General features: G+C 66.3%; 19 protein-coding genes. 13 read left to right on the top strand and 6 right to left on the bottom strand.

The window, feature by feature from the left end; all coding sequences use genetic code 11:
* Positions 1-296: 296 nt before the first annotated feature.
* Positions 297-2192, top strand: a complete 1896-nt coding sequence (gene mrdA / locus WM94_RS16380) for a penicillin-binding protein 2 (protein WP_041505863.1) — start codon at positions 297-299, stop codon at positions 2190-2192.
* A gap of 144 nt (positions 2193-2336) precedes the next feature.
* Here the strand turns inward: mrdA and WM94_RS31025 are convergent, their stop codons facing one another.
* Positions 2337-2765: a hypothetical protein gene (locus WM94_RS31025; RefSeq protein ID WP_156485981.1), complete on the bottom strand. Its 429-nt coding sequence runs from the start codon at positions 2763-2765 to the stop codon at positions 2337-2339.
* On the opposite strand from WM94_RS31025, the gene WM94_RS16395 reads away from it, so the two are divergent.
* Positions 2752-2994 carry a hypothetical protein gene (locus WM94_RS16395; protein WP_015270788.1) on the top strand — a complete coding sequence of 81 codons (243 nt, stop codon included), beginning with the start codon at positions 2752-2754 and terminating at the stop codon, positions 2992-2994. The two genes, WM94_RS31025 and WM94_RS16395, sit on opposite strands and share 14 nt — an antisense overlap.
* A gap of 94 nt (positions 2995-3088) precedes the next feature.
* Here the strand turns inward: WM94_RS16395 and WM94_RS16400 are convergent, their stop codons facing one another.
* On the bottom strand, positions 3089-3715 hold the full coding sequence (locus WM94_RS16400) for a glutathione S-transferase family protein (protein ID WP_061305479.1): 627 nt from the start codon (positions 3713-3715) through the stop codon (positions 3089-3091).
* A gap of 171 nt (positions 3716-3886) precedes the next feature.
* On the opposite strand from WM94_RS16400, the gene WM94_RS16405 reads away from it, so the two are divergent.
* Positions 3887-4204 carry a DUF2388 domain-containing protein gene (locus WM94_RS16405; protein WP_003260922.1) on the top strand — a complete coding sequence of 106 codons (318 nt, stop codon included), beginning with the start codon at positions 3887-3889 and terminating at the stop codon, positions 4202-4204.
* Positions 4205-4333: 129 nt separating this feature from the next.
* Here WM94_RS16405 and glcC read toward each other — a convergent pair whose 3' ends face one another.
* Complete coding sequence (glcC, locus tag WM94_RS16410) at positions 4334-5098, bottom strand: transcriptional regulator GlcC (RefSeq protein ID WP_061551702.1); 765 nt, start codon at positions 5096-5098, stop codon at positions 4334-4336.
* A 195-nt stretch (positions 5099-5293) separates the two neighbouring features.
* Between glcC and glcD the strand changes: the two genes are divergently transcribed.
* The 7 genes from glcD to WM94_RS16445 all read left to right on the top strand — a co-directional run bounded on the left by glcD (position 5294) and on the right by WM94_RS16445 (position 14310).
* A complete protein-coding gene (glcD, locus tag WM94_RS16415) occupies positions 5294-6793 on the top strand; it encodes a glycolate oxidase subunit GlcD (RefSeq protein ID WP_054572628.1) in 1500 nt (499 codons plus the stop codon).
* Positions 6793-7845: a glycolate oxidase subunit GlcE gene (glcE, locus tag WM94_RS16420; protein WP_061551703.1), complete on the top strand. Its 1053-nt coding sequence runs from the start codon at positions 6793-6795 to the stop codon at positions 7843-7845. The genes glcD and glcE overlap by 1 nt, the downstream gene beginning before the upstream one ends.
* A 9-nt stretch (positions 7846-7854) precedes the next feature.
* Positions 7855-9090 (top strand): glycolate oxidase subunit GlcF, encoded by a 1236-nt coding sequence (gene glcF / locus WM94_RS16425; RefSeq protein WP_061551704.1) that lies wholly within the window; start codon positions 7855-7857, stop codon positions 9088-9090.
* On the top strand, positions 9083-9481 hold the full coding sequence (locus WM94_RS16430; RefSeq protein ID WP_003260918.1) for a heme-binding protein: 399 nt from the start codon (positions 9083-9085) through the stop codon (positions 9479-9481). The genes glcF and WM94_RS16430 overlap by 8 nt, the downstream gene beginning before the upstream one ends.
* Before the next feature lie 152 nt (positions 9482-9633).
* Positions 9634-11805, top strand: a complete 2172-nt coding sequence (locus WM94_RS16435) for a malate synthase G (RefSeq protein WP_061551705.1) — start codon at positions 9634-9636, stop codon at positions 11803-11805.
* A 547-nt stretch (positions 11806-12352) separates the two neighbouring features.
* Positions 12353-12691 (top strand): hypothetical protein, encoded by a 339-nt coding sequence (locus tag WM94_RS16440; RefSeq protein WP_061551706.1) that lies wholly within the window; start codon positions 12353-12355, stop codon positions 12689-12691.
* Positions 12692-12876: 185 nt separating this feature from the next.
* A complete protein-coding gene (locus tag WM94_RS16445) occupies positions 12877-14310 on the top strand; it encodes a PLP-dependent aminotransferase family protein (protein ID WP_061551707.1) in 1434 nt (477 codons plus the stop codon).
* Here WM94_RS16445 and WM94_RS16450 read toward each other — a convergent pair.
* Both WM94_RS16450 and WM94_RS16455 read right to left on the bottom strand, forming a co-directional pair.
* Complete coding sequence (locus WM94_RS16450; RefSeq protein WP_061551708.1) at positions 14303-15499, bottom strand: CynX/NimT family MFS transporter; 1197 nt, start codon at positions 15497-15499, stop codon at positions 14303-14305. The genes WM94_RS16445 and WM94_RS16450 overlap by 8 nt on opposite strands.
* Entirely contained in the window at positions 15496-15954 is a 459-nt protein-coding gene (locus WM94_RS16455; RefSeq protein WP_039613922.1) for a nucleoside deaminase, read from the bottom strand. Before WM94_RS16455 ends, WM94_RS16450 begins: the two co-directional genes overlap by 4 nt.
* 316 nt (positions 15955-16270) lie before the next feature.
* Between WM94_RS16455 and WM94_RS16460 the strand changes: the two genes are divergently transcribed.
* Positions 16271-16708 (top strand): carboxymuconolactone decarboxylase family protein, encoded by a 438-nt coding sequence (locus tag WM94_RS16460; protein WP_015270800.1) that lies wholly within the window; start codon positions 16271-16273, stop codon positions 16706-16708.
* Between the two features lie 130 nt (positions 16709-16838).
* Here WM94_RS16460 and WM94_RS16465 read toward each other — a convergent pair whose 3' ends face one another.
* Positions 16839-17849, bottom strand: coding sequence for an AraC family transcriptional regulator (locus WM94_RS16465; protein WP_061551709.1), 1011 nt, complete (start codon positions 17847-17849; stop codon positions 16839-16841).
* Positions 17850-18017: 168 nt separating this feature from the next.
* On the opposite strand from WM94_RS16465, the gene WM94_RS16470 reads away from it, so the two are divergent.
* Both WM94_RS16470 and WM94_RS16475 read left to right on the top strand, forming a co-directional pair.
* Positions 18018-19202 carry an acetyl-CoA C-acyltransferase family protein gene (locus tag WM94_RS16470; RefSeq protein WP_061551710.1) on the top strand — a complete coding sequence of 395 codons (1185 nt, stop codon included), beginning with the start codon at positions 18018-18020 and terminating at the stop codon, positions 19200-19202.
* A gap of 13 nt (positions 19203-19215) precedes the next feature.
* A complete protein-coding gene (locus WM94_RS16475) occupies positions 19216-20064 on the top strand; it encodes a 3-hydroxybutyryl-CoA dehydrogenase (RefSeq protein ID WP_061551711.1) in 849 nt (282 codons plus the stop codon).
* Positions 20065-20068: the final 4 nt, after the last annotated feature.

Raw genomic sequence — 20068 nt, forward strand, 5'->3', positions numbered from 1 at the left:
CTAGCGCTTGACCAATACCTCCGCTCAATCATGTCCGGCTTTCAGCCAACCGCACCAACGCACTGTCGCCATGAACAAATCTTCATTTTGCTGGCGAGCACCCTGATTGCGGGCGTGGCAGCCCTCTTCGCTTCTGCAGCCGCAGGCCTTCACCTTGAGGGGGCTCACTACCTTGCGTAGCATCACCGCCCCCCGGGGCCGCTGCGCGGCCCATTCGCGGGCACGCCCGCTCCCACAGGCGCGAGCCCAAAGCGCTCACACCTCACCCAGCCACACCATCAGCAGACAGAACCCCGATGCCGCAACCCATACCCCTCAAGGACCACGAAAAGGAAAAGCACCTGGTCAACCGCCGGCTTCTGGCCTGCGCCGCCCTGGTCTTCAGCCTGGTCGCCGTCCTGGTGGGCCGGCTCTATGTGCTGCAGGTGCTGCAACACGACCAGCAGACCGCCGTATCGGAAAACAACCGCGTGCACGTGCTGCCCATCGCCCCCGAGCGCGGGCTGATCTACGACCGCAACGGCGTGGTGCTGGCCGACAACAAGCCCAGTTTCGACCTGACCATGACCCGCGAGCGGGCCGGCGGTGACACGGCCAAGGTCCTCGATACCCTGGCCCAGGTGCTGAGCCTGACCGACGACGACCGCAAGCAGTTCGACAAGGACCTGCGCCGTGGCCGCAAGCCGTTCGAGCCAGTGACCCTGATGGTCGGCCTGAGCGAAGAGCAGATAGCCCTGGTGGCGGTGAACCAGTTCCGCCTGCCAGGCCTGGAGGTGGAACCACAGTTCATCCGCGAGTACCCGCTGGCCGAGCATTTCGCCCACTCGGTGGGCTATGTGGGGCGCATCAACGAGAAAGAGGCCAAGACCCTCGACAGCACCGAATACCGGGGCACCCAGTCGATCGGCAAGACCGGCATCGAGCACTTCTACGAAAGCCAGCTGCATGGCCACGTGGGCTACGAGGAGGTCGAGACCAACGCCCAGGGCCGGGTGATGCGTGTGCTCAACCACAAGGCCCCGACCCCGGGCCAGGACATCGTCCTGACCCTGGACGCCCACCTGCAACTGGCCGCGGAAAAGGCCCTGGGCGACCGCCGCGGCTCGGTGGTGGTGCTCGACCCGGCCAATGGCGACGTGCTGGCGATGGTCAGCAACCCCAGCTTCGACCCCAACCTGTTCGTCAAGGGCATCAGCTTCAAACAATACGCCGCCCTGCGCGATTCCATCGACCGCCCGCTGTTCAACCGCGTGCTGCGCGGCCTGTATGCCCCCGGTTCGACGGTGAAGCCGGAGGTGGCCATCGCCGGCCTCGACAGCGGCGTGATCACCCCGGGCAGCCGGGTGTTCGACCCGGGCTACTACGAGCTGCCCAACTACGACCACAAGTACCGCAACTGGAACCGCAGCGGCGATGGCTGGGTGGATATGTACACCGCCATCATGCGTTCCAACGACACCTACTTCTATGACCTGGCGCACAAGCTGGGCATCGACCGCCTGCACGACTACATGGCCGAGTTCGGCCTGGGCCAGAAGGTGTCGCTGGACATGTTCGAGGAGGCGTCCGGGCTGATGCCGTCGGCCGAGTGGAAGCGCGCCACCCGGCGCCAGGCCTGGTTCCCGGGCGAGACGCTGATCCTGGGCATCGGCCAGGGCTACATGCAGGTCACCCCGCTGCAGCTGGCCCAGGCCACCAGCCTGCTGGCGAGCAAGGGCGTGTGGCACCGCCCGCACCTGGCCATGACCGTGGGTGGCGATGCGCCGGTAGATCCCAACCCGATGCCCAATATCGTGCTGCACGACAGGCACGCCTGGGACCAGGTCAGCCAGGGCATGCAGATGGTCATGCATGACCCGCGCGGCATCGCCCGCGCTGCCGCAGCCGGTGCGCAGTACCGGATTGCCGGCAAGAGCGGCACCGCGCAGGTGGTAGCGATCAAGCAGGGCGAACGCTACAACCGCAACAAAACCCTGGAGCGGCACCGCGACAATGCCCTGTTCGTCGGCTTTGCCCCGGCTGATCACCCGAGTGTGGTGGTGGCGGTGATGATCGAGAACGGTGAAGCCGGCGGGCGAGTGGCAGGGCCGGTGGTGCGGGAGGTGATGGATGCCTATCTGCTGGATGAGCAGGGGCATCTGAAGCCGCAGTATGCAGGTGGGGTAGCGCCTCGCAGCGTGCCGCATGCTTGAGATCGCTGGAAGCCGCTCTATGGCCTGTTCGGGCCTCTTCGCGGGCACGCCCGCTCCCACAGGTGCTGCGCCAACCTTGAAAGCGGCGCGATACCTGTGGGAGCGGGCGTGCCCGCGAAGAGGCCGACACAGACACCCAAATTGCTAGCTCCGATCGCCTCCGCGATCATCCCCAACGTCATGGTCAGCCCCATCGTCGGCGCCATGCCCTACACCGTGGGTCTCGCCCACATCGTGATTCGCCTCATGATTGGCTTCGTGGTTGGCCTCGTGGTCGGCACCATCATCAGCACCATTGCGCCCGCGGCCATCATGCCCTGGACCGCCATGCCCCCCACCATCGCCACTATGCCCGCTGCCACTGCCGCCGTGGCCACCACCCGAGCCACCACCGCCGCTACCACCTCCTCCACCGCCATGACCACCGCCGCCACCACTACCACCACCTCCGCCGCCATGGCCACCACCACCGCCGCGGCCTCCGCCACCACCACCGTGACCGCCACCGCCGCCGCCACCACCGCCACCATCCTTCGCATACGCGCTGGAGGTACCGTCAATGGAGTCTGGCACCAACACGGCCGAGGCCGACAACACTGCACCGATAGCCAAAGCCAACAAGCATTTCCTGAGCATCATGATGTCTCCGCTTGGAGTAGCACCGGGTTGCACGATGAACCCTGTGATTTCCGGCCCCCCATGGGGCGACTTGCTAACCAGCGCGGCCTTCCATCTGCAGCGGTTGAACGAGATCCTTCAGGGCCTGCCGGCCAAATATTTCGGGATGTTTCTTGATTTTTGAGCGTAGCCACGCCGCTGCGCTTGTCACCGACCGGCCATCAGAATGGCTGGCTCGCCAAAGGCCCACTGCACCATGGCCCGGCGAGCCGGATTGCTCAGGATGCCGCGCGGGGCATCAGTTCATACGGGTGCTTCCACCCTGGCAACGCCTGGATTCGCGCTTTCCATGCCTCGATGTGGGTGAACTGCGCCAACGCAATGCCAGTGTCCTCCGGCATGAACACATACCCGGCCAGCGACAGGTCAGCGATCGTCAGCCGGCCACCGACCATGAACGGTGTCTTCGCCAGGTGCGCGTCAACGATACGGTAGGCCGCCATGGCACGTTCACGCAGGAACCGGGTCACATCCGTTTCACCGGTTTTCTTCAGGCAGAAAAGAAAACGCAGCGCCGCGTAGTAGCTGGTGAACTTATGGTTATCGAACAGCATCCAGCGCCAGATCTCGCGCTTTTCGTCTTCGTCGCTGGGGCCGAACTGCCCGGTTTTCTCCGCGAGGTAGTCGAGGATCAGCGCAGACTGGGTAAAGGATTTGCCGGCGTGTTCCAGCACCGGCACCTCGCCCTGTTCGTTCACGTCGTCGCGCCAGGCTTGTTCGCGAGTCTGGCCATTGAAGAAATCGACAAACACCGGCTGCCAGTCCTGGCCTGTGAGTTCAAGCATCAGGGCGGCCTTGTAGGCGTTACCGGATTCGGCGAAACAATGCAGCTTGTAGTCGGGCATGGGGAGAACCTTCATCCATTGAATGATTGGGCCAGCAGCCCGAGCAGATCACGCCTGGCTCAACAGGGTCAATGCCTGTTTCCGATACGAAGGGAACTACCTCCCCACCTGCGCTTTCTTAATCACTGAGTGGTTCAATTACTTGGGCTTCACGCTACTGGAGAACACACCATGCGCCACCTACTCCTCGCCCCTGCGCTGCTGCTCCTGCTGCCTGCCGGTGCTGCCCTGGCTGACGTCGACGCAGGCGACGTCGCAACCTCGGCCGGTGTTTCCGCTTCGCTTTACTCGACCTTCAAGGACGACAAACGGATCATCCCGGCGCGTGACGAGCTTTCGGCCTACGTCGCCAGCGGTGGTGCAATCCGTGGCGCCTATGTGGAGTCGGCGCTGGAACAGGCCCGCAAGGACAACCCAGGCCTGCAGGCCAATGATGAAGAGCTGGCCCGGGCCCTCCTCTCGCAGGATGACCGCATAGCCGATCATTGATTGGGCTAATTCTGCACCGGCCTCTTCGCGGGTAAACCCGCTCCTACAGGCACCGCACCGACTTGAAACCCAGTGCAGCCCCCCTGTAGGAGCGGGTTTACCCGCGAAAGGGCCGACACAGGCAACACTTCAACCCCAGCCATCCATGCGCATGGTAGCCCTTACCAGCCGCTGCTCTTCCTGCTCGATCTCCCGCAAACTGTCGCGGATCCCGTTGATATGCTCGCGCGCCGCGCGCTGCGCCTGCTCGGGCAACTGCTCCATCACCGCGTGATACAACCGCGCATGCTGGCGGTCGATCTGGCGCTTCTGCGCCGGCCGGCAATACAGGTTGTTGACCGAGGCGAACACCGTGCTCAAGGTCAGGTCACTGAGCGATTGCAAGGTATGCACCAGCACCGGGTTGTGCGAAGCCTCGCTGATCGCCCGGTGAAAGGCATGGTCGCGGCGGGCATGTTCACGGGCATCGATTGCTTCGGGGGCTTCGTGCGCAGCCAGCATCTCTTCATAGCGCCGGCGGATCAGCAAACGGTCGACCTCGGTTGCCCGCAGTGCCGCTAGGCGCGCCGATTCGGCTTCCAGCAACGCCCGCACTTCCAGCAGGTCGAACAGCGTACGCGGCTGCGAGCCGAACAGGTGCATCAACGGCGTGGCACCCGCATGGCCCGTCAGGTCGGCGACGAACGAGCCGCGCCCCTGCTCGGTGTCGATGATGCCGCGCCCGCGCAGGATGCGCAGGCCTTCACGCAGCGCCGAGCGCGAGCAGCCCAGCTTGTCCACCAGGCGACGCTCCGACGGCAGGGCCTGGCCCACCTTGAGCACGCCGTCGACGATCAACCGCTCGACCCGTTCGGCAACCTGGTCGGCGACCTTGGCCTTGCCTTCAGTACCCACTGCGTACCCTCCTGCTGGTAGGACCACTTCGATCACCTGCTTCAATCTAGCCGGGCAAAGCCGTCAATAACCAGTACCCGTCGCAAAAACTGGTAGGACCAGTTCACCCCGTGCTCGACCGCGGCGGCTGCCACGCGCAGGCTGCAAGGGTGAACGCTTTGCCAACAACAACAAAAACCGTTGCCGAGTGAGCCGATGAATATCCTGTATGACGAACGCGTCGATGGCGCGCTGCCCGACGTGGATCGGGCGGCGCTGCTGCAAGCGCTGCGCGCTGCCCTGCCGGACCTCGAGATCCTGCACCGCGAGGAAGACCTCAAGCCCTATGAATGCGACGGCCTCTCAGCCTACCGCACGGTGCCGCTGCTGGTGGTGCTGCCCGAGCGCCTGGAGCAGGTGCAGGCGCTGCTCAGGCTTTGCCACCAGCGTGGCGTGCCGGTGGTGGCACGCGGCGCCGGTACCGGCCTGTCGGGTGGCGCCCTGCCACTGGCCAAAGGCATCCTGCTGGTGATGGCGCGGTTCAACCGCATTCTCGAAGTCAACCCGCAGGGCCGCTTCGCCCGTGTGCAGCCCGGCGTGCGCAACCTGGCCATCTCCCAGGCGGCCGCGCCCCACGGCCTGTACTATGCGCCGGACCCGTCCTCGCAGATTGCCTGCTCCATCGGCGGCAATGTCGCCGAGAACGCCGGTGGCGTGCACTGCCTCAAGTACGGCCTGACCGTGCACAACCTGCTCAAGGTGGAAATCCTCACGGTCGAGGGCGAACGCCTGACCCTCGGCAGCGATGCCCTGGACAGCCCCGGTTTCGACCTGCTGGCACTGTTCACCGGCTCTGAAGGCATGCTCGGCATCGTCACCGAAGTTACCGTCAAGCTACTGCCCAAGCCCCAGGTGGCGCGAGTGCTGCTGGCCAGCTTCGACAGCGTCGAGGACGCCGGCCGGGCAGTGGCCGAGATCATCGCTGCCGGGATCATCCCCGGCGGCCTGGAGATGATGGACAACCTGGCGATCCGCGCAGCGGAGGACTTCATCCACGCCGGCTACCCGGTTGACGCTGCGGCCATCCTGCTGTGCGAACTGGATGGCGTCGAAGCCGATGTGCACGATGACTGCGAACGGGTCGCCGCCGTGCTGGCCCAGGCCGGTGCGCGTGATGTGCGACTGGCCTGCGATGAGGCCGAGCGCGTGCGCTTCTGGGCCGGGCGCAAGAACGCCTTCCCGGCGGTGGGGCGTATCTCCCCGGACTACTACTGCATGGACGGCACCATCCCGCGCCGCGAACTGCCACGGGTGCTCAAGGGCATCAGCGACCTGTCCGCCGAATACGGCCTGCGCGTGGCCAACGTGTTCCATGCCGGCGACGGTAACATGCACCCGCTGATCCTGTTCGATGCCAACCTGCCAGGCGAGCTGGAACGTGCCGAAGCCATCGGCGGCAAGATCCTCGAGCTGTGCGTGGCCGTAGGCGGCAGCATCACCGGCGAACACGGCGTGGGGCGCGAGAAGATCAACCAGATGTGCGCACAGTTCAACAGCGACGAAATCACCCTGTTCCATGCGATCAAGGCTGCCTTCGACCCGCAAGGCCTGCTCAACCCCGGCAAGAACATCCCCACCCTGCACCGCTGCGCCGAATTCGGCGCCATGCACGTGCACCATGGGCAACTGCCCTTTCCCGAACTGGAGCGTTTCTGATGAGCATGGACCGCGACATCAGCCAGGCCCTGCTGGAGCAGGTCAACCAGGCGCTGAACCAGGCCACGCCGCTGCGTATCCAGGGTGGCAACAGCAAGGCCATGCTCGGCTGCCCGGTGGCCGGCGAGGTACTCGACACCCGCAGCCACCGCGGCATCGTCAGCTACGACCCGACCGAGCTGGTGCTCACTGCCCGCGCCGGCACGCCGCTGCGCGAGATCGAGGCAGCGCTGCACGAGGCTGGCCAGATGCTGCCCTGCGAACCACCGCACCTGGGCCCCGACGCCACCCTGGGTGGCATGGTCGCGGCCGGGCTGTCGGGCCCCAGGCGGCCGTGGGCCGGGTCGGTGCGCGACTATGTGCTGGGCACGCGGGTAATCACCGGCCACGGCAAGCTGTTGCGCTTTGGTGGCGAAGTGATGAAGAACGTTGCCGGCTACGACGTGTCGCGGCTGATGGCGGGCAGCTTCGGCTGCCTCGGGCTGCTGACCGAGGTGTCGCTGAAAGTGCTGCCACGCCCGCGCCAGTGCCTCAGCCTGCGCCTGCCGATGGGCAGCCACCAGGCGCTGGCGGAGCTGGCTGAATGGGGCCAGCAGCCGCTGCCGATCAGCGCGGCCTGCCATGACGGCGACGCGCTGTACCTGCGCCTGGAAGGCGGCGAAGGCTCGGTGCAGTCGGCACGCCAGCGCCTGGGCGGCGAGGCACTGGACAGCAGCTTCTGGAGCGACCTGCGCGAGCAGCGCCTGGCGTTCTTTGCCGGCCCCGCGCCGCTGTGGCGCTTGTCCGTGCCCAACACCACCGGCGAGCTGGACCTGCCCGGCCAGCAGCTGATCGACTGGGGTGGCGCGCAGCGCTGGCTCAAGTCCACGGCACCGGCGCAGCACATCCGCGAGCAGGTCGCCAAGGTCGGTGGCCACGCCACCTGCCATGCCCCTGGTGCTGCCAGCAGCCCACCGCTGCCCGCCGCGCTGATGCGCTACCACCGAGCGCTCAAGCAGCAACTCGACCCCCAGGGTGTGTTCAACCCTGGCCGCCTGTACCCGGACCTGTGAGGCCAGACCATGCAAACCAACCTGAGCGAAACCGCCCGGCACCTGGCCCGCGCCGACGAGGCCGAAAGCATCCTGCGCTCCTGCGTGCACTGTGGCTTCTGTACCGCCACGTGCCCCACCTACCAGCTGCTGGGCGATGAACTGGACGGCCCACGCGGGCGCATCTACCTGATCAAGCAGATGCTCGAAGGCGCGCCGATCACCGCCAGTACCCAATTGCACCTGGATCGCTGCCTGACCTGCCGCAACTGTGAAACCACCTGCCCGTCCGGGGTGAAGTACCACGACCTGCTGGACATTGGCCGCGCCGTGGTCGAACAGCAGGTGCCACGCCCGCTCGGCCAGCGCCTGCTGCGCCAGGGCCTGCGCGCAGTGGTGCCACGCCCGGCGCTGTTCAAGGCCCTGACCCGCAGTGGCCAGGCCCTGCGCCCGCTGCTACCGGCCACGCTCAAGCGCAAGCTGCCGGCGCGGGTCACCGCCCCCGGCCAACGCCCCGCACCGCGCCATGCGCGGCGGGTGCTGATGCTGGAAGGCTGTGTGCAACCGGCCCTGTCGCCCAACACCAACGCAGCCGCCGCACGCCTGCTGGACCGCCTGGGCATCAGCGTGGTGCCAATCCGGCAGGCGGGCTGCTGTGGCGCGGTGGACTACCACCTCAATGCCCAGGAACAAGGCCTGCAACGGGCGCGGCGCAATATCGATGCCTGGTGGCCTGCCATCGAAGCCGGCGCCGAGGCCATCGTGCAAACCGCCAGCGGCTGCGGCGCGTTCGTGCGCGATTACGGCCAGCTGCTGGAAAAGGACCCGCGCTACGCCGCCAAGGCCGCACGGGTCAGCGCTCTGTCCCGCGACCTGGTGGAGGTGTTGCGCGACGAGCCGGTCGAGCAACTGGGCGTGTGCGTCGAACAGCGCCTGGCCTTCCATTGCCCATGCACCCTGCAGCACGCGCTGAAGCTGGGGGGTGCGGTGGAGACATTGCTGACACGCCTTGGCTTCACCTTGACCCCGGTACCGGACGGCCATCTGTGCTGCGGCTCGGCCGGCACCTATTCGCTGACCCAACCCGAGCTGTCGCTACAACTGCGCGACAACCGCCTCAACGCCCTGGAAAGCGGCAAACCGCAAGTCATCGCCACCGCCAACATCGGCTGCCAGGCCCACCTCGACGGGGCCGGGCGCACACCGGTGCGGCACTGGATCGAAATCGTCGAAGCAGCCTTGAACCCGGAGAACCACCATGCATAGCAAGTCCGTTATCGGCCAGGCCGAAGTCGCCAAAGTGCTGACCGCCGCCCGCCAGGAAGCCCAGGCACAACAATGGAACGTGACCATTGCCGTGGTCGACGACGGCGGCCACCCGCTGGCCCTGGAGCGCCTGGACGGCTGCGCGCCGGCCAGCGCCTACATCGCGATGGAAAAGGCCCGCACTGCCGCACTGGGGCGCAAGGAGACGCGGGATTACGAGGAAATGGTCAATGGTGGCCGTACTGCTTTCGTTACCGCGCCGCTGCTGACCAGCCTGGAAGGTGGCGTACCGCTGCGGGTGGATGGCCAGGTGGTGGGGGCGATCGGCGTGTCCGGGGTCAAGGCCGAGCAGGATGCCCAGGTGGCCAAGGCCGGGGCGGCTGCCCTCTGAATCCTGTGCCGGCCTCTTCGCGGGTAAACCCGCTCCCACAGGTGCTGCACAGGCCTCAGGCCTTGTGAAAGCCCTGTGGGAGCGGGTTCACCCGCGAAAGGGCCAGCAAAAGCAACATTTACCCAGAAGACTGAACATCGAGCGAACAGACAATGCCAAACCATCCACTCCAGATCGCCCCCACCCTGCAGCGCTTCATCGAAGATGAGGTCCTCCCCGGCACCGGCATCGAAGCCCGCACCTTCTGGCAAGGCTTCAGCACCCTGGTCCACGACCTCGCACCACAAAACCGCGCCCTGCTCGCCGAACGCGAGCGCCTGCAGACAGAACTCGACAACTGGCACCGCCAGCACCCCGGCCCGATCCGTGACATGGCCGCCTACCAGCATTTCCTGGAAGGCATCGGCTACCTTGTAGAGCCCCCGGCAAGCGTGCAGGTCAGCACCCGCAACGTTGACCGCGAGATCGCCGTGCAGGCCGGCCCGCAACTGGTGGTGCCACTGAGCAACGCCCGCTACGCCCTCAACGCCGCCAACGCCCGCTGGGGCTCGCTGTACGATGCCCTGTACGGCACCGATGCCATCGCCGAAACCGAGGGCGCCGAGCGTGGCCAGGGCTACAACCCGCAACGCGGCGCCAAGGTGATCGCCTATGGCCGGCAGTTCCTCGACACCGCGGCCCCTCTCGACGGTGCGTCGCACAACGACGCCAAGGCCTACGCGATCAGCCAGGGCACGCTGCAGGTAACCCTGGCCGATGGCCGCCAGGTCGGCCTCAGGCACCCCGCGCAATTGCGTGGCTACCAAGGTGAGCCGAACACGCCAACAGCGATCCTGTTGCAGCATCACCAGTTGCATTTCGAAATCCAGGTCGACCCAGCCAACGCCATCGGCCGGCAGGACCCGGCCGGGGTCAAGGACATCCTGCTGGAGGCCGCGCTCACCACCATCATCGACTGCGAAGACTCGGTAGCCGCCGTGGACGCCGACGACAAGGTCAACGTCTACCGCAACTGGCTCGGCCTGATGAAGGGCGACCTCAGCGAACAGGTCAGCAAGGGCGGCAAGACCTTCGAACGCACCCTGGCCGAAGACCGCCACTACCACGGCGCAGACGACCAGCCACTGACCCTGCCAGGCCGCTCGCTGCTGTTCATCCGCAACGTCGGCCACCTGATGACCAACCCGGCCATCCACGACCGCGATGGCCGGGAAATCCCGGAAGGCATCCTCGATGCCGTGGTCACCAGCCTGATCGGCCTGCATGACCTCAAGCGCCGTGGCAATTCCCGCGAGGGCAGCCTGTACATCGTCAAGCCGAAGATGCACGGGCCGGCCGAGGTGGCCTTTGCCGACCAGCTGTTCGGCCGCGTCGAAGCCCTGTTGGGCCTGCCCGCACACACGCTGAAGATGGGCATCATGGACGAAGAGCGGCGTACCAGCGTCAACCTCAAAGCCTGCATCGCCAGCGCCGCGTCACGGGTGGTGTTCATCAATACCGGCTTCCTCGACCGCACCGGTGACGAGATGCACACGGCCATGGAAGCCGGCGCCATGCTGCGCAAGGGCGACATGAAAGGCAGTGCCTGGATCCAGGCCTACGAGCGCAGCAACGTACTGGTGGGGCTGGCCTGTGGCCTGCGCGGCAAGGCGCAGATCGGCAAGGGCATGTGGGCCATGCCCGACCTGATGGCGGCCATGCTGGAACAGAAAGTCGCCCAGCCCAGGGCCGGCGCCAACACGGCCTGGGTGCCCTCGCCCACAGCCGCGACACTGCATGCGCTGCACTACCACCAGGTGGATGTGGCGGCCGTGCAGCAAACGCTGGAACAGGTTGACCTGAATGCCCAGCGCGCCGAGTTGCTGCATGACTTGCTCAGTGTCCCGGTCAGCCCCGAGCGGCCCTGGAGCGCAGCCGAAATCCAGGCCGAGCTGGACAACAACTGCCAGGGTATCCTCGGTTACGTGGTGCGCTGGGTCGAGCAAGGGGTGGGCTGTTCCAAGGTGCCGGATATCCATGATGTGGGCCTGATGGAAGACCGCGCGACCCTGCGGATTTCGGCGCAGCACATTGCCAACTGGCTGCACCACGGGGTGGTCGATGCCGAGCAGGTCGAGGCGACCTTGCAGCGCATGGCCGGCGTAGTCGACCAGCAGAATGCCGGGGACCCGGCGTACCGGCCGATGACGGCGGGCTTCGAGGCATCGCATGCCTTCCGCGCTGCGCGGGAGCTGGTGTTCAAGGGGCGGCAGCAGCCCAGTGGCTATACCGAACCGTTGCTGCATGGCTGGCGCTTGCGTTTCAAGCAGGAGGTTGGGCGCTGATGCTGACAGGGGCCGCCATGCGGTCCAGCCGTATAAAAATGCTTGGCGTGGGTTTTGTGGCGCCGGTGAGGTCGAGCGCCGCCCGCGCGGCGCATCGCGAGCTACGCTCGCTCCTACGTTTGTTTCGGGCCAATTAATCCTATGGGATTTGCGCGCGAACGCCTTGGCGCATGGCTCATTATCGCGTCGTACAAACAAGGCGGTCGCGCGCAGATGGCGCAGGCATGACTGGCCTGAAACAAACGTAGGAGCGAGCGTAGCTCGCGATGCGCCGCGCGGGCGGCGCTCGATTTACGCACCACCTCAAAACTCAAGACAGGCACTTGATAGCCTTAACCCCATCTCCAGGCGAGCACATCGCCGGTTGCTCACTCCCCCCATTTCGTGATGAACCATGCGCCGTCCTCTCGCCAGCTTGCGGTGTCACTCCTGCATCTTCAGAAAACTCCTACGCGCTGCTCGGATGCGTCCTACTTGTTGCCCCCTGCCCACTGAAAACATGATCGGCACTGGATGACGCAAGGTCGCGATCCAGAGGAGGTTCCGCATGCACCTGTACGCCCACCCCACTGCCGAATTGCGCAGCACCCTGCGCGAATTGCTGGCCCATGACATGAACAACCCGGACGAAGACCCCCACCTGTCGGGGGTGATGTTCTTCTGCGCCACCGATGAACGCTCCCGCCAACTGATCGAGCGTATCGAGTTGCTGGCCAGCGAGTTGTTCTTCGACCCGAACGGGCGGGCCATCACCGAGCATATGAAAGCGGCGGCGGTGGAAGGCGTGCGCATCAAGCGCAACCGCAAGGCGCCGGCGGACGAGACGGTGATACGTATCGCGCTGGCAGACAAGGGCTACATCACGGTGAGTACTGCCCGGTTCTGAGCATCAGCTTGCGGTCTCGCTCTTGTAGGAGCGGCCTTGTGTCGCGAAAGGGCTGCGCAGCAGCCCCGGGAATTCAGCCTCAACGCAGATATCGCCGGGGCTGCTGCGCAGCCCTTTCGCGACACAAGGCCGCTCCTACACAGCCAATCCGCTATCCTGAGCACTTCCCCGCTCCGGACCGCTCCATGGAACTGCACATTCGCCTGGAAGGCCGCAAAGGCCTGGCCGACCAGCTTTACCAGCAATTGCGCGCCGGCATCGACAGCGGCCACCTGGCCGCCGGCACCCAACTGCCGCCAAGCCGCCTGCTGGCAGAGCAGCTGGGCGTGTCGCGCAAGACCGTGGCCGAGGCCTATTCCCGGCTGACCTACGACAACCTGCTGAGCGGCGTGGTCGGCCGGGGCACCTTCGTCACCCCGCGCCAGTCGCTGCGCAGCAGCGAATCGCCCGCCATTCCCCTGGCTGGTGCCGCGTCGCTCGAGCGCTGGCAGCAGCGCGCCACCGTGCTGAGCCGACGCCAGCTGGAGGCTCCGTCGCGTTACGACTTCATCGGCGGGGCCTCGAGCAAGGCGCAGTTCCCGTTCGACCAGTGGCGCAGTTGCCTGAACTATGCCCTGCGCCGCAGCCAGCGCCATCCCGAGCGGCAGTTCCCTGCCCAGGGCCTGCCGGAGCTGCGCGAGGCCATTGCCCATCATGTCGCCTATGCCCGCGGCGTGCACTGCAGCGCCGCTGACCTGCTGGTGTGCAACGGCGCCCAGCAGGCACTGGACCTGATCGCACGGGTACTGGTCGAGCCGGGTTGCCAGGTAGCCATGGAAGACCCGGGCTACCCGCCAGCGCGGCAACTGTTCCTGGCCCTGGGTGCGCGCCTGCAATCGGTACCGGTGGACGATGAAGGGCTGTGCGTGGAGCAGATCGCCGACGGCACCCGGCTGATCTATGTGACGCCCTCGCACCAGTTCCCGCTGGGCATGCCGATGAGCGAGCCACGCCGGCACGCCCTGCTGGCACGGGCCGCCGAGCTGGGTGCGTTGATCATCGAAGACGACTACGACTGCGAGTTCCGCTACCACGGCCCAGCCGCCGACGCTCTGCAGCGCCTCGACCGCCATGGCCTGGTGGCCTATGTGGGGACCTTTTCCAAGACCTTGCTGCCCGAGTTGCGCCTGGGCTACGCCGTACTGCCGCCCGACGTGCTGAAGGCCGCCTGCGTGGCCAAGCACCTCAGCGACTGGCACAGCCCGACCCTGTTGCAGTGGGCACTGGCGCGCTTTCTCGGCGAAGGCCACCTGAACAAGCACATCCGCCGTTGCCACGAGGTCTACAGCGCCCGTCGCGAACGCATCCTCGCACGGCTGGGCGGCGACCTGGCACCGTGGTTCAGCGCCATCCCCGCCAGCGCCGGGTTCCACCTCAGCGCCCTGGCCAGACCTGGGGTCGATGTCGAGCTGCTGGCCAACCTCGCACGCAAGGTGGAGGTCGGCCTGTATTCGCTGGCGCCGTTCTTCAGCGAAGCGCCAGTGCGCCCGGGGCTGTTGCTGGGCTTCGGCGCCATCGAGCTGCTGGACATCGACCCGGCGCTGGACCGGGTGCGCGACACCCTGCAGCGGCTCAGTTGACCGGTGCGGCCTTGCCCGCCACTACCGGGCGGGCAATCGCCGCGGCATAACCGCGAGGGTTGAACCACGTGGTAACCAGCAGCATCGCCACCACGGTCACGGTCAGCAGCGTCCACGAGGCCTGGAAATCACCGCTCATGTCGCGCAACCAGCCGGTGACGTAAGGCACGATGCCGGTGATGATGAAGCCGATGCCCTGCACGAACGCCGCCAGGCTGCCAGCCTCGGCAGGCGTCTTCAGGTGCTCCAGGGTCAGCGTCAGGCTCTGGCTGAAGCAGGCGCCCAGGCCGAAACCGATCATCGCCACCCACAGCCCCGAGGCCAGCGTGGGTGCCAGCAGCAGGCCGAGGAAACCCACCAGCTGGATCGCCAAGGCCAGCCACAGGCCCGGGCGTCGGTCTGCCCAGCGCCGCAGCAACAGCGGCAAGCCCAATGCACCGGCCACCTGGAAGATGGTCATCAGGCCAACCAGGTCGGCACCGCCCTGGGCGCTGCCACCATGCTCGATGTGATAGGCCGGCAACCAGGCCACCATGCTGGTGTAGCCGCCGTTGATCAAACCAAAGTACAGCGCCAGCAACCAGGCCCGACGCGTACCGAACCAATGACCGCCGGCGGCACCGGCCAGTTTCGGCGCCTCCTGGCGTGGCCGCAGCACGGCCCAGGCCAGCACCGCCAGCACGGCCGGGATCGCCCACACGCCCAGGCCGACCTGCCAGTGGCCGAAGTAGCCACTGATGTGTGGCCCGAGCACGGCGGCCAGGCCGCCGCCGCTCATCAGCGCAGCCGAATACAGGCCCATCGCCCCTGCCAGGCGGCCGGGAAACCAGCGGTTGACCAGCCCCGGCATCATGCCCTGCACTACCGCCACCCCCAGGCCGGCGACCATCGCACTGGCAATCAGCGCCCAGGCGCTGCCCAGTTGCAGGCGCCACAGGCAGGCCAGGGCGATGGCAGACAGGCCAGCGAGCATGCCGCCATGTTCGCTGATCCAGCGCCGCAACCAGGGATGCAGCAAGGGCACCAGGCCCATGCACAGCACCGGCAACGCCGTCAGCAAGGCCGCCTGCTGGTAACCCAGGCCAGTACTTGCGCGCATGGGTTCGAGCAACGGGCCGATGCTGGTCAGGATCGGCCGCAGGTTCAGTGCCAGCAGCATGACCAGCAGCAGGTTCAATGCCGCTCTCATTGTGCGTTGGCCTGTTTCCACTCAAGGTAAAGACCGGCTTCGCCGCTGGGCTTCAGGGCGCGCAGCGGCAGGCTCTGTTGCTGGGGCGGGCGAGCCATCTGCGCGTATACCGCCGCGGTGGACAAGCCGTAGGGCTCGCCCTCGGCGTTGTCGTAGGCAAACCAGGCCCGCTCGATGCCACACAGGTGCATGGCCGCCAGGCACATCGGGCATGGGTGGCCGCTGGCGTAGATTTCGGCGCCGTCCAGGCGTGCCTGACCCAGGGCATGGCTGGCCTTGCGGATGGCCTGCATCTCGGCGTGGGCGGTCGGGTCCTGGGTGCTGTGGATCTCGTTGACCGCACGCGCCAGCACCTGCCCCTGGTACACCAGCACGGCGCCGAAGGGCCGGCCACCGGCCTGAATGTTGGCGCGGGCCAGGTCGAGCGCTTCGCGCATGTAGCGTTCTTCGGACATGAATCGGTTCCCCTGTTGCAAGACCTGATCATTATCCGGGCTTTGGCGGCCTGGCAGAAATGAAGAGATTGGATGCCTGTCAGTGGCCTCCCGAATGGCCGATTGGCCTCCCGCTTATGCGCGTGATTGGCTATCGGGGAGGACCTGGGCCGGCGCTACCATCAGCTCACTTTCAACCAGCAACGCATTTCCCTGTAGGAGCAGCCTTGCGCTGCGAAAGCGCCATGCGCCAAATCGGCACTGCCCGCACGGGCGCTTTCGCAGCGCAAGGCTGCTCCTACAGGGACGATGCCAGCCTCGAATACTGGAGATAAACATGCACAACCGTATCGAATGGGCCAAGCACGCCCCAGAAGCCTACAAAGCCATGGTCGGCCTGGAGCAGGCCCTGGCCAAGAGTGGCCTGGAGAATTCCCTGCTGGAACTGGTGCGCCTGCGGGCTTCGCAGATCAACGGCTGCGCCTACTGCGTCAACCTGCACGCCAACGACGCGCGCAAGGCCGGTGAGACCGAGGCACGCCTGCAGACCTTGTGCGTCTGGCAGGAAACCGCCTACTTCACCCCACGCGAACGTGCTGCGCTGGCCTGGGTGGAGAGCCTGACCAGGCTGCCCGAGCACGGCGCGCCGCAGGCGGAATATGAAGCCTTGCAGGAACACTTCGAGCCGGCCGAGGTGGCCAACCTGACCCTGGCAATTGCCGCCATCAATGCCTGGAACCGCTTCGGGGTCGGGTTTGCCATGGTGCCGGCCTGATCACTCTTGACTGCCTGTGCCGGCCTCTTCGCGGGTAAACCCGCTCCCACAGGTACAGCACATTTTTCAGATTCTGTGAGTCCCCTGTGGGAGCGGGTTCACCCGCGAAGAGGCCGGCACAGGCAACATCTCAACGCCCGGCCAACCGCGCCCGGTAGCTGCCGGGGCTCTGCCCGGTCCACTTCTTGAATGCCCGGTGAAACGCACTGGGCTCCTGGAACCCGGTCTGCTCGGCAATCTCGGCAATGCTCAACTCCCCTTCGCGCAACCGCTCGAAGGCCATTGCCCGGCGCACCTCATCCTTGATCTGCTGGTACGAACGCCCTTCCCGCTCCAGCTGCCGACGGAAAGTACTGGCACTGACCCCCTGCTGCTGCGCCAGCGCCGCCAGCGTCGGCCACTGCCCATAACGCCGCGCCCGCAGGTGCCGGTACACTTCGGCCACCAGCCCGTTCTGGTTGCGAAAGCGAATCACCAGCCCCTGCGGCGCACTGCGCAGGAAGGTTTTCAGGGCCGCCACATCCTGCACCACCGGCAGGCGCAGGTAGGCGCTGTCGAACTCCACCTCGGTGCGCCCGCTGCCCAGGCGCAGGTCCGGCCCCCACAGTAGCAGGTCGTCTTCCTGGGCCGGGCGCGACACCGCCAGCTCGGTGCGGTCGATGGCGATCCGCCGCCCGGCCAGCCAACACAGCATGCCGATCATCAGCACCAGGTAGGTTTCCTCGGCATACACCCGGGTCAGCGGGTCGGCGATGCTCGACTGCACGCTGATCAGCGCCCGCCCGCCACGCACCGTCAGGCTGCCGCGCAGATCGCGCAGGAACAGGCCAAAACCGCCCATGCACTGGCGCAAGGCCTTCTCCAGGTTCGGCTCCAGGATCAGGCCCCGGCAGATCAGGGCGAAACTGCCCGGCGGCATGCCGTGGCTGTCGAGGCGGAAGAACTCATCGTCCAGGCGCTGGATCAGCGCCAGCCACAGCTGGGCGAAGGCCTTGGCCGGTACACGGGCCTGGGGCTGCTCGAGCAGTTGTGGGTCGATGCCCACCGCACGCAGCTGCGCATCGCGTTCGGCGGGGCAGTCGCGCAGGGCATGGAGCATGGCATTGAGGAAGTACACGGCGACCGAATCGCTATCGCGCATGGCGGTTTTCGCTGTCTATGCTGAGTGGCAAAAAGTGCCAGGTTGTCTGAACAGTTCCGGCATAGGCTGCAACAGAGCCTTTGCCTAGACTCGGTCCCACTCCGGGATCGTCGGCCATTCTCGCAGAGCCTGGCCCGGTCCCGCCATGCCTTCGCAATCGGAGCCCCTATGAGCAGCGCAGAAATCTACGTCGTCAGTGCCGTCCGTTCAGCCATTGGTGGCTTTGGCGGTTCCCTCAAGGACCTGCCGCTGGCCGACCTGGCCAGCGCCATCACCCGCGCCGCCATCGAGCGCTCGGGCGTGGCCGCCGAGCAAGTCGGCCACCTGGTGATGGGCACGGTGATCCCCACCGAACCGCGTGACGCCTACCTGGCCCGCGTAGCGGCAATGAACGCCGGCATCCCCAAGGAAACCCCGGCATTCAACGTCAACCGCCTGTGCGGCTCGGGCCTGCAGGCCATCGTCTCGGCAGCCCAATGCCTGCTGCTGGGCGACACCGATGTGGCCGTGGCGGCGGGCGCCGAATCCATGAGCCGTGGCCCGTACCTGCTGCCGCAGGCACGCTGGGGCGCTCGCATGGGTGACCTGCAAGGCATCGACTACACCGTCGGCGTGCTGCAGGACCCGTTCGAACACTTCCATATGGGCATCACCGCCGAGAACGTTGCGGCCAAGCACGGCATCACCCGCGAAATGCAGGATGAACTGGCCCTGACCAGCCAGCGCCGCGCTGCCCGCGCCATCGCCGAAGGCCGCTTCAACAGCCAGATCGTTCCGCTGGAACTGAAAACCCGCAAGGGCAGCGTGCAGTTCAGCACTGACGAGCATGTGCGTGGCGAGGTGACCGCCGAGCAACTGGCAGGGATGAAGGCGGTGTTCAAGAAAGACGGTACCGTCACCGCCGGCAACGCCAGTGGCATCAACGACGGCGCTGGCGGCCTGGTACTGGCCACTGGTGATGCGGTGCGCCGCCTGGGCCTGAAGCCCCTGGCCCGCCTGGTGGGCTATGCCCATGCCGGCGTCGAGCCTGAACTGATGGGCCTTGGCCCGATCCCGGCCACCCGCAAGGTGCTGGAGAAGACCGGCCTGAGTGTGCAGGACCTGGACGTGATCGAGTCCAACGAAGCCTTCGCTGCCCAGGCCTGTGCCGTGGCTCGCGAACTGGGCTTCGACCCGGAAAAGGTCAACCCCAACGGTTCGGGCATTTCCCTGGGTCACCCGGTGGGCGCCACCGGCGCGATCATCGCCACCAAGGCCATCCATGAGCTGCAGCGCATCCAGGGCCGCTATGCCCTGGCCACCATGTGCATCGGTGGTGGCCAAGGCATCGCCTTGGTCTTCGAGCGCGTCTGACGGAGCCTGACACATGAGCATTGAACAGATTGCCGTGATCGGCGCAGGCACCATGGGCAACGGCATTGCCCAGGTGTGTGCGGTGGCCGGCTACCAGGTGCTGCTGGTGGATGTGTCCGACGCTGCGCTGGAGCGCGGCGTGGCCACCTTGAGCAAGAACCTCGAGCGCCAGGTCGCCAAGGGTACCCTCGACGCCGACAAGGCGGCCGCTGCCCGCGCCCGCATTCGCACCAGCACCGACTACACCCAGCTCAGCAGCGCGCAAATGGTGATCGAAGCCGCCACCGAGAACCTGCAGCTCAAGCAGCGCATCCTGCAGCAGGTGGCCGCCAACGTCGCCGCCGACTGCCTGATCGCCACCAACACCTCGTCGCTGTCGGTCACCCAGCTGGCGGCCAGCATCGAGCACCCCGAACGCTTCATCGGCGTGCATTTCTTCAACCCGGTGCCGATGATGGCGCTGGTCGAGATCATTCGCGGCCTGCAGACCAGCGACAGCACCTACGCCCAAGCGCTGGTGGTGACCGAAAAGGTCGGCAAGACCCCGATCACCGCCGGCAACCGCCCTGGGTTCGTGGTCAACCGCATCCTGGTGCCGATGATCAACGAAGCGATCTTCGTGCGCCAGGAAGGCCTGGCCAGTGCCGAGGACATCGACACCGGTATGCGCCTGGGCTGCAACCAGCCGATCGGCCCGCTGGCCCTGGCCGACCTGATCGGCCTGGACACCCTGCTGGCGATCATGGAGGCCTTCCATGAAGGCTTCAACGACAGCAAGTACCGCCCTGCCCCGCTGCTCAAGGAAATGGTCGCGGCCGGTTGGCTGGGGCGCAAGAGCGGCCGCGGTTTCTTCACCTACTGAGGAG

It is taken from the genome of Pseudomonas sp. ABFPK, assembly GCF_001586765.1.
GTDB classification, from domain to species: domain Bacteria; phylum Pseudomonadota; class Gammaproteobacteria; order Pseudomonadales; family Pseudomonadaceae; genus Aquipseudomonas; species Aquipseudomonas asiatica.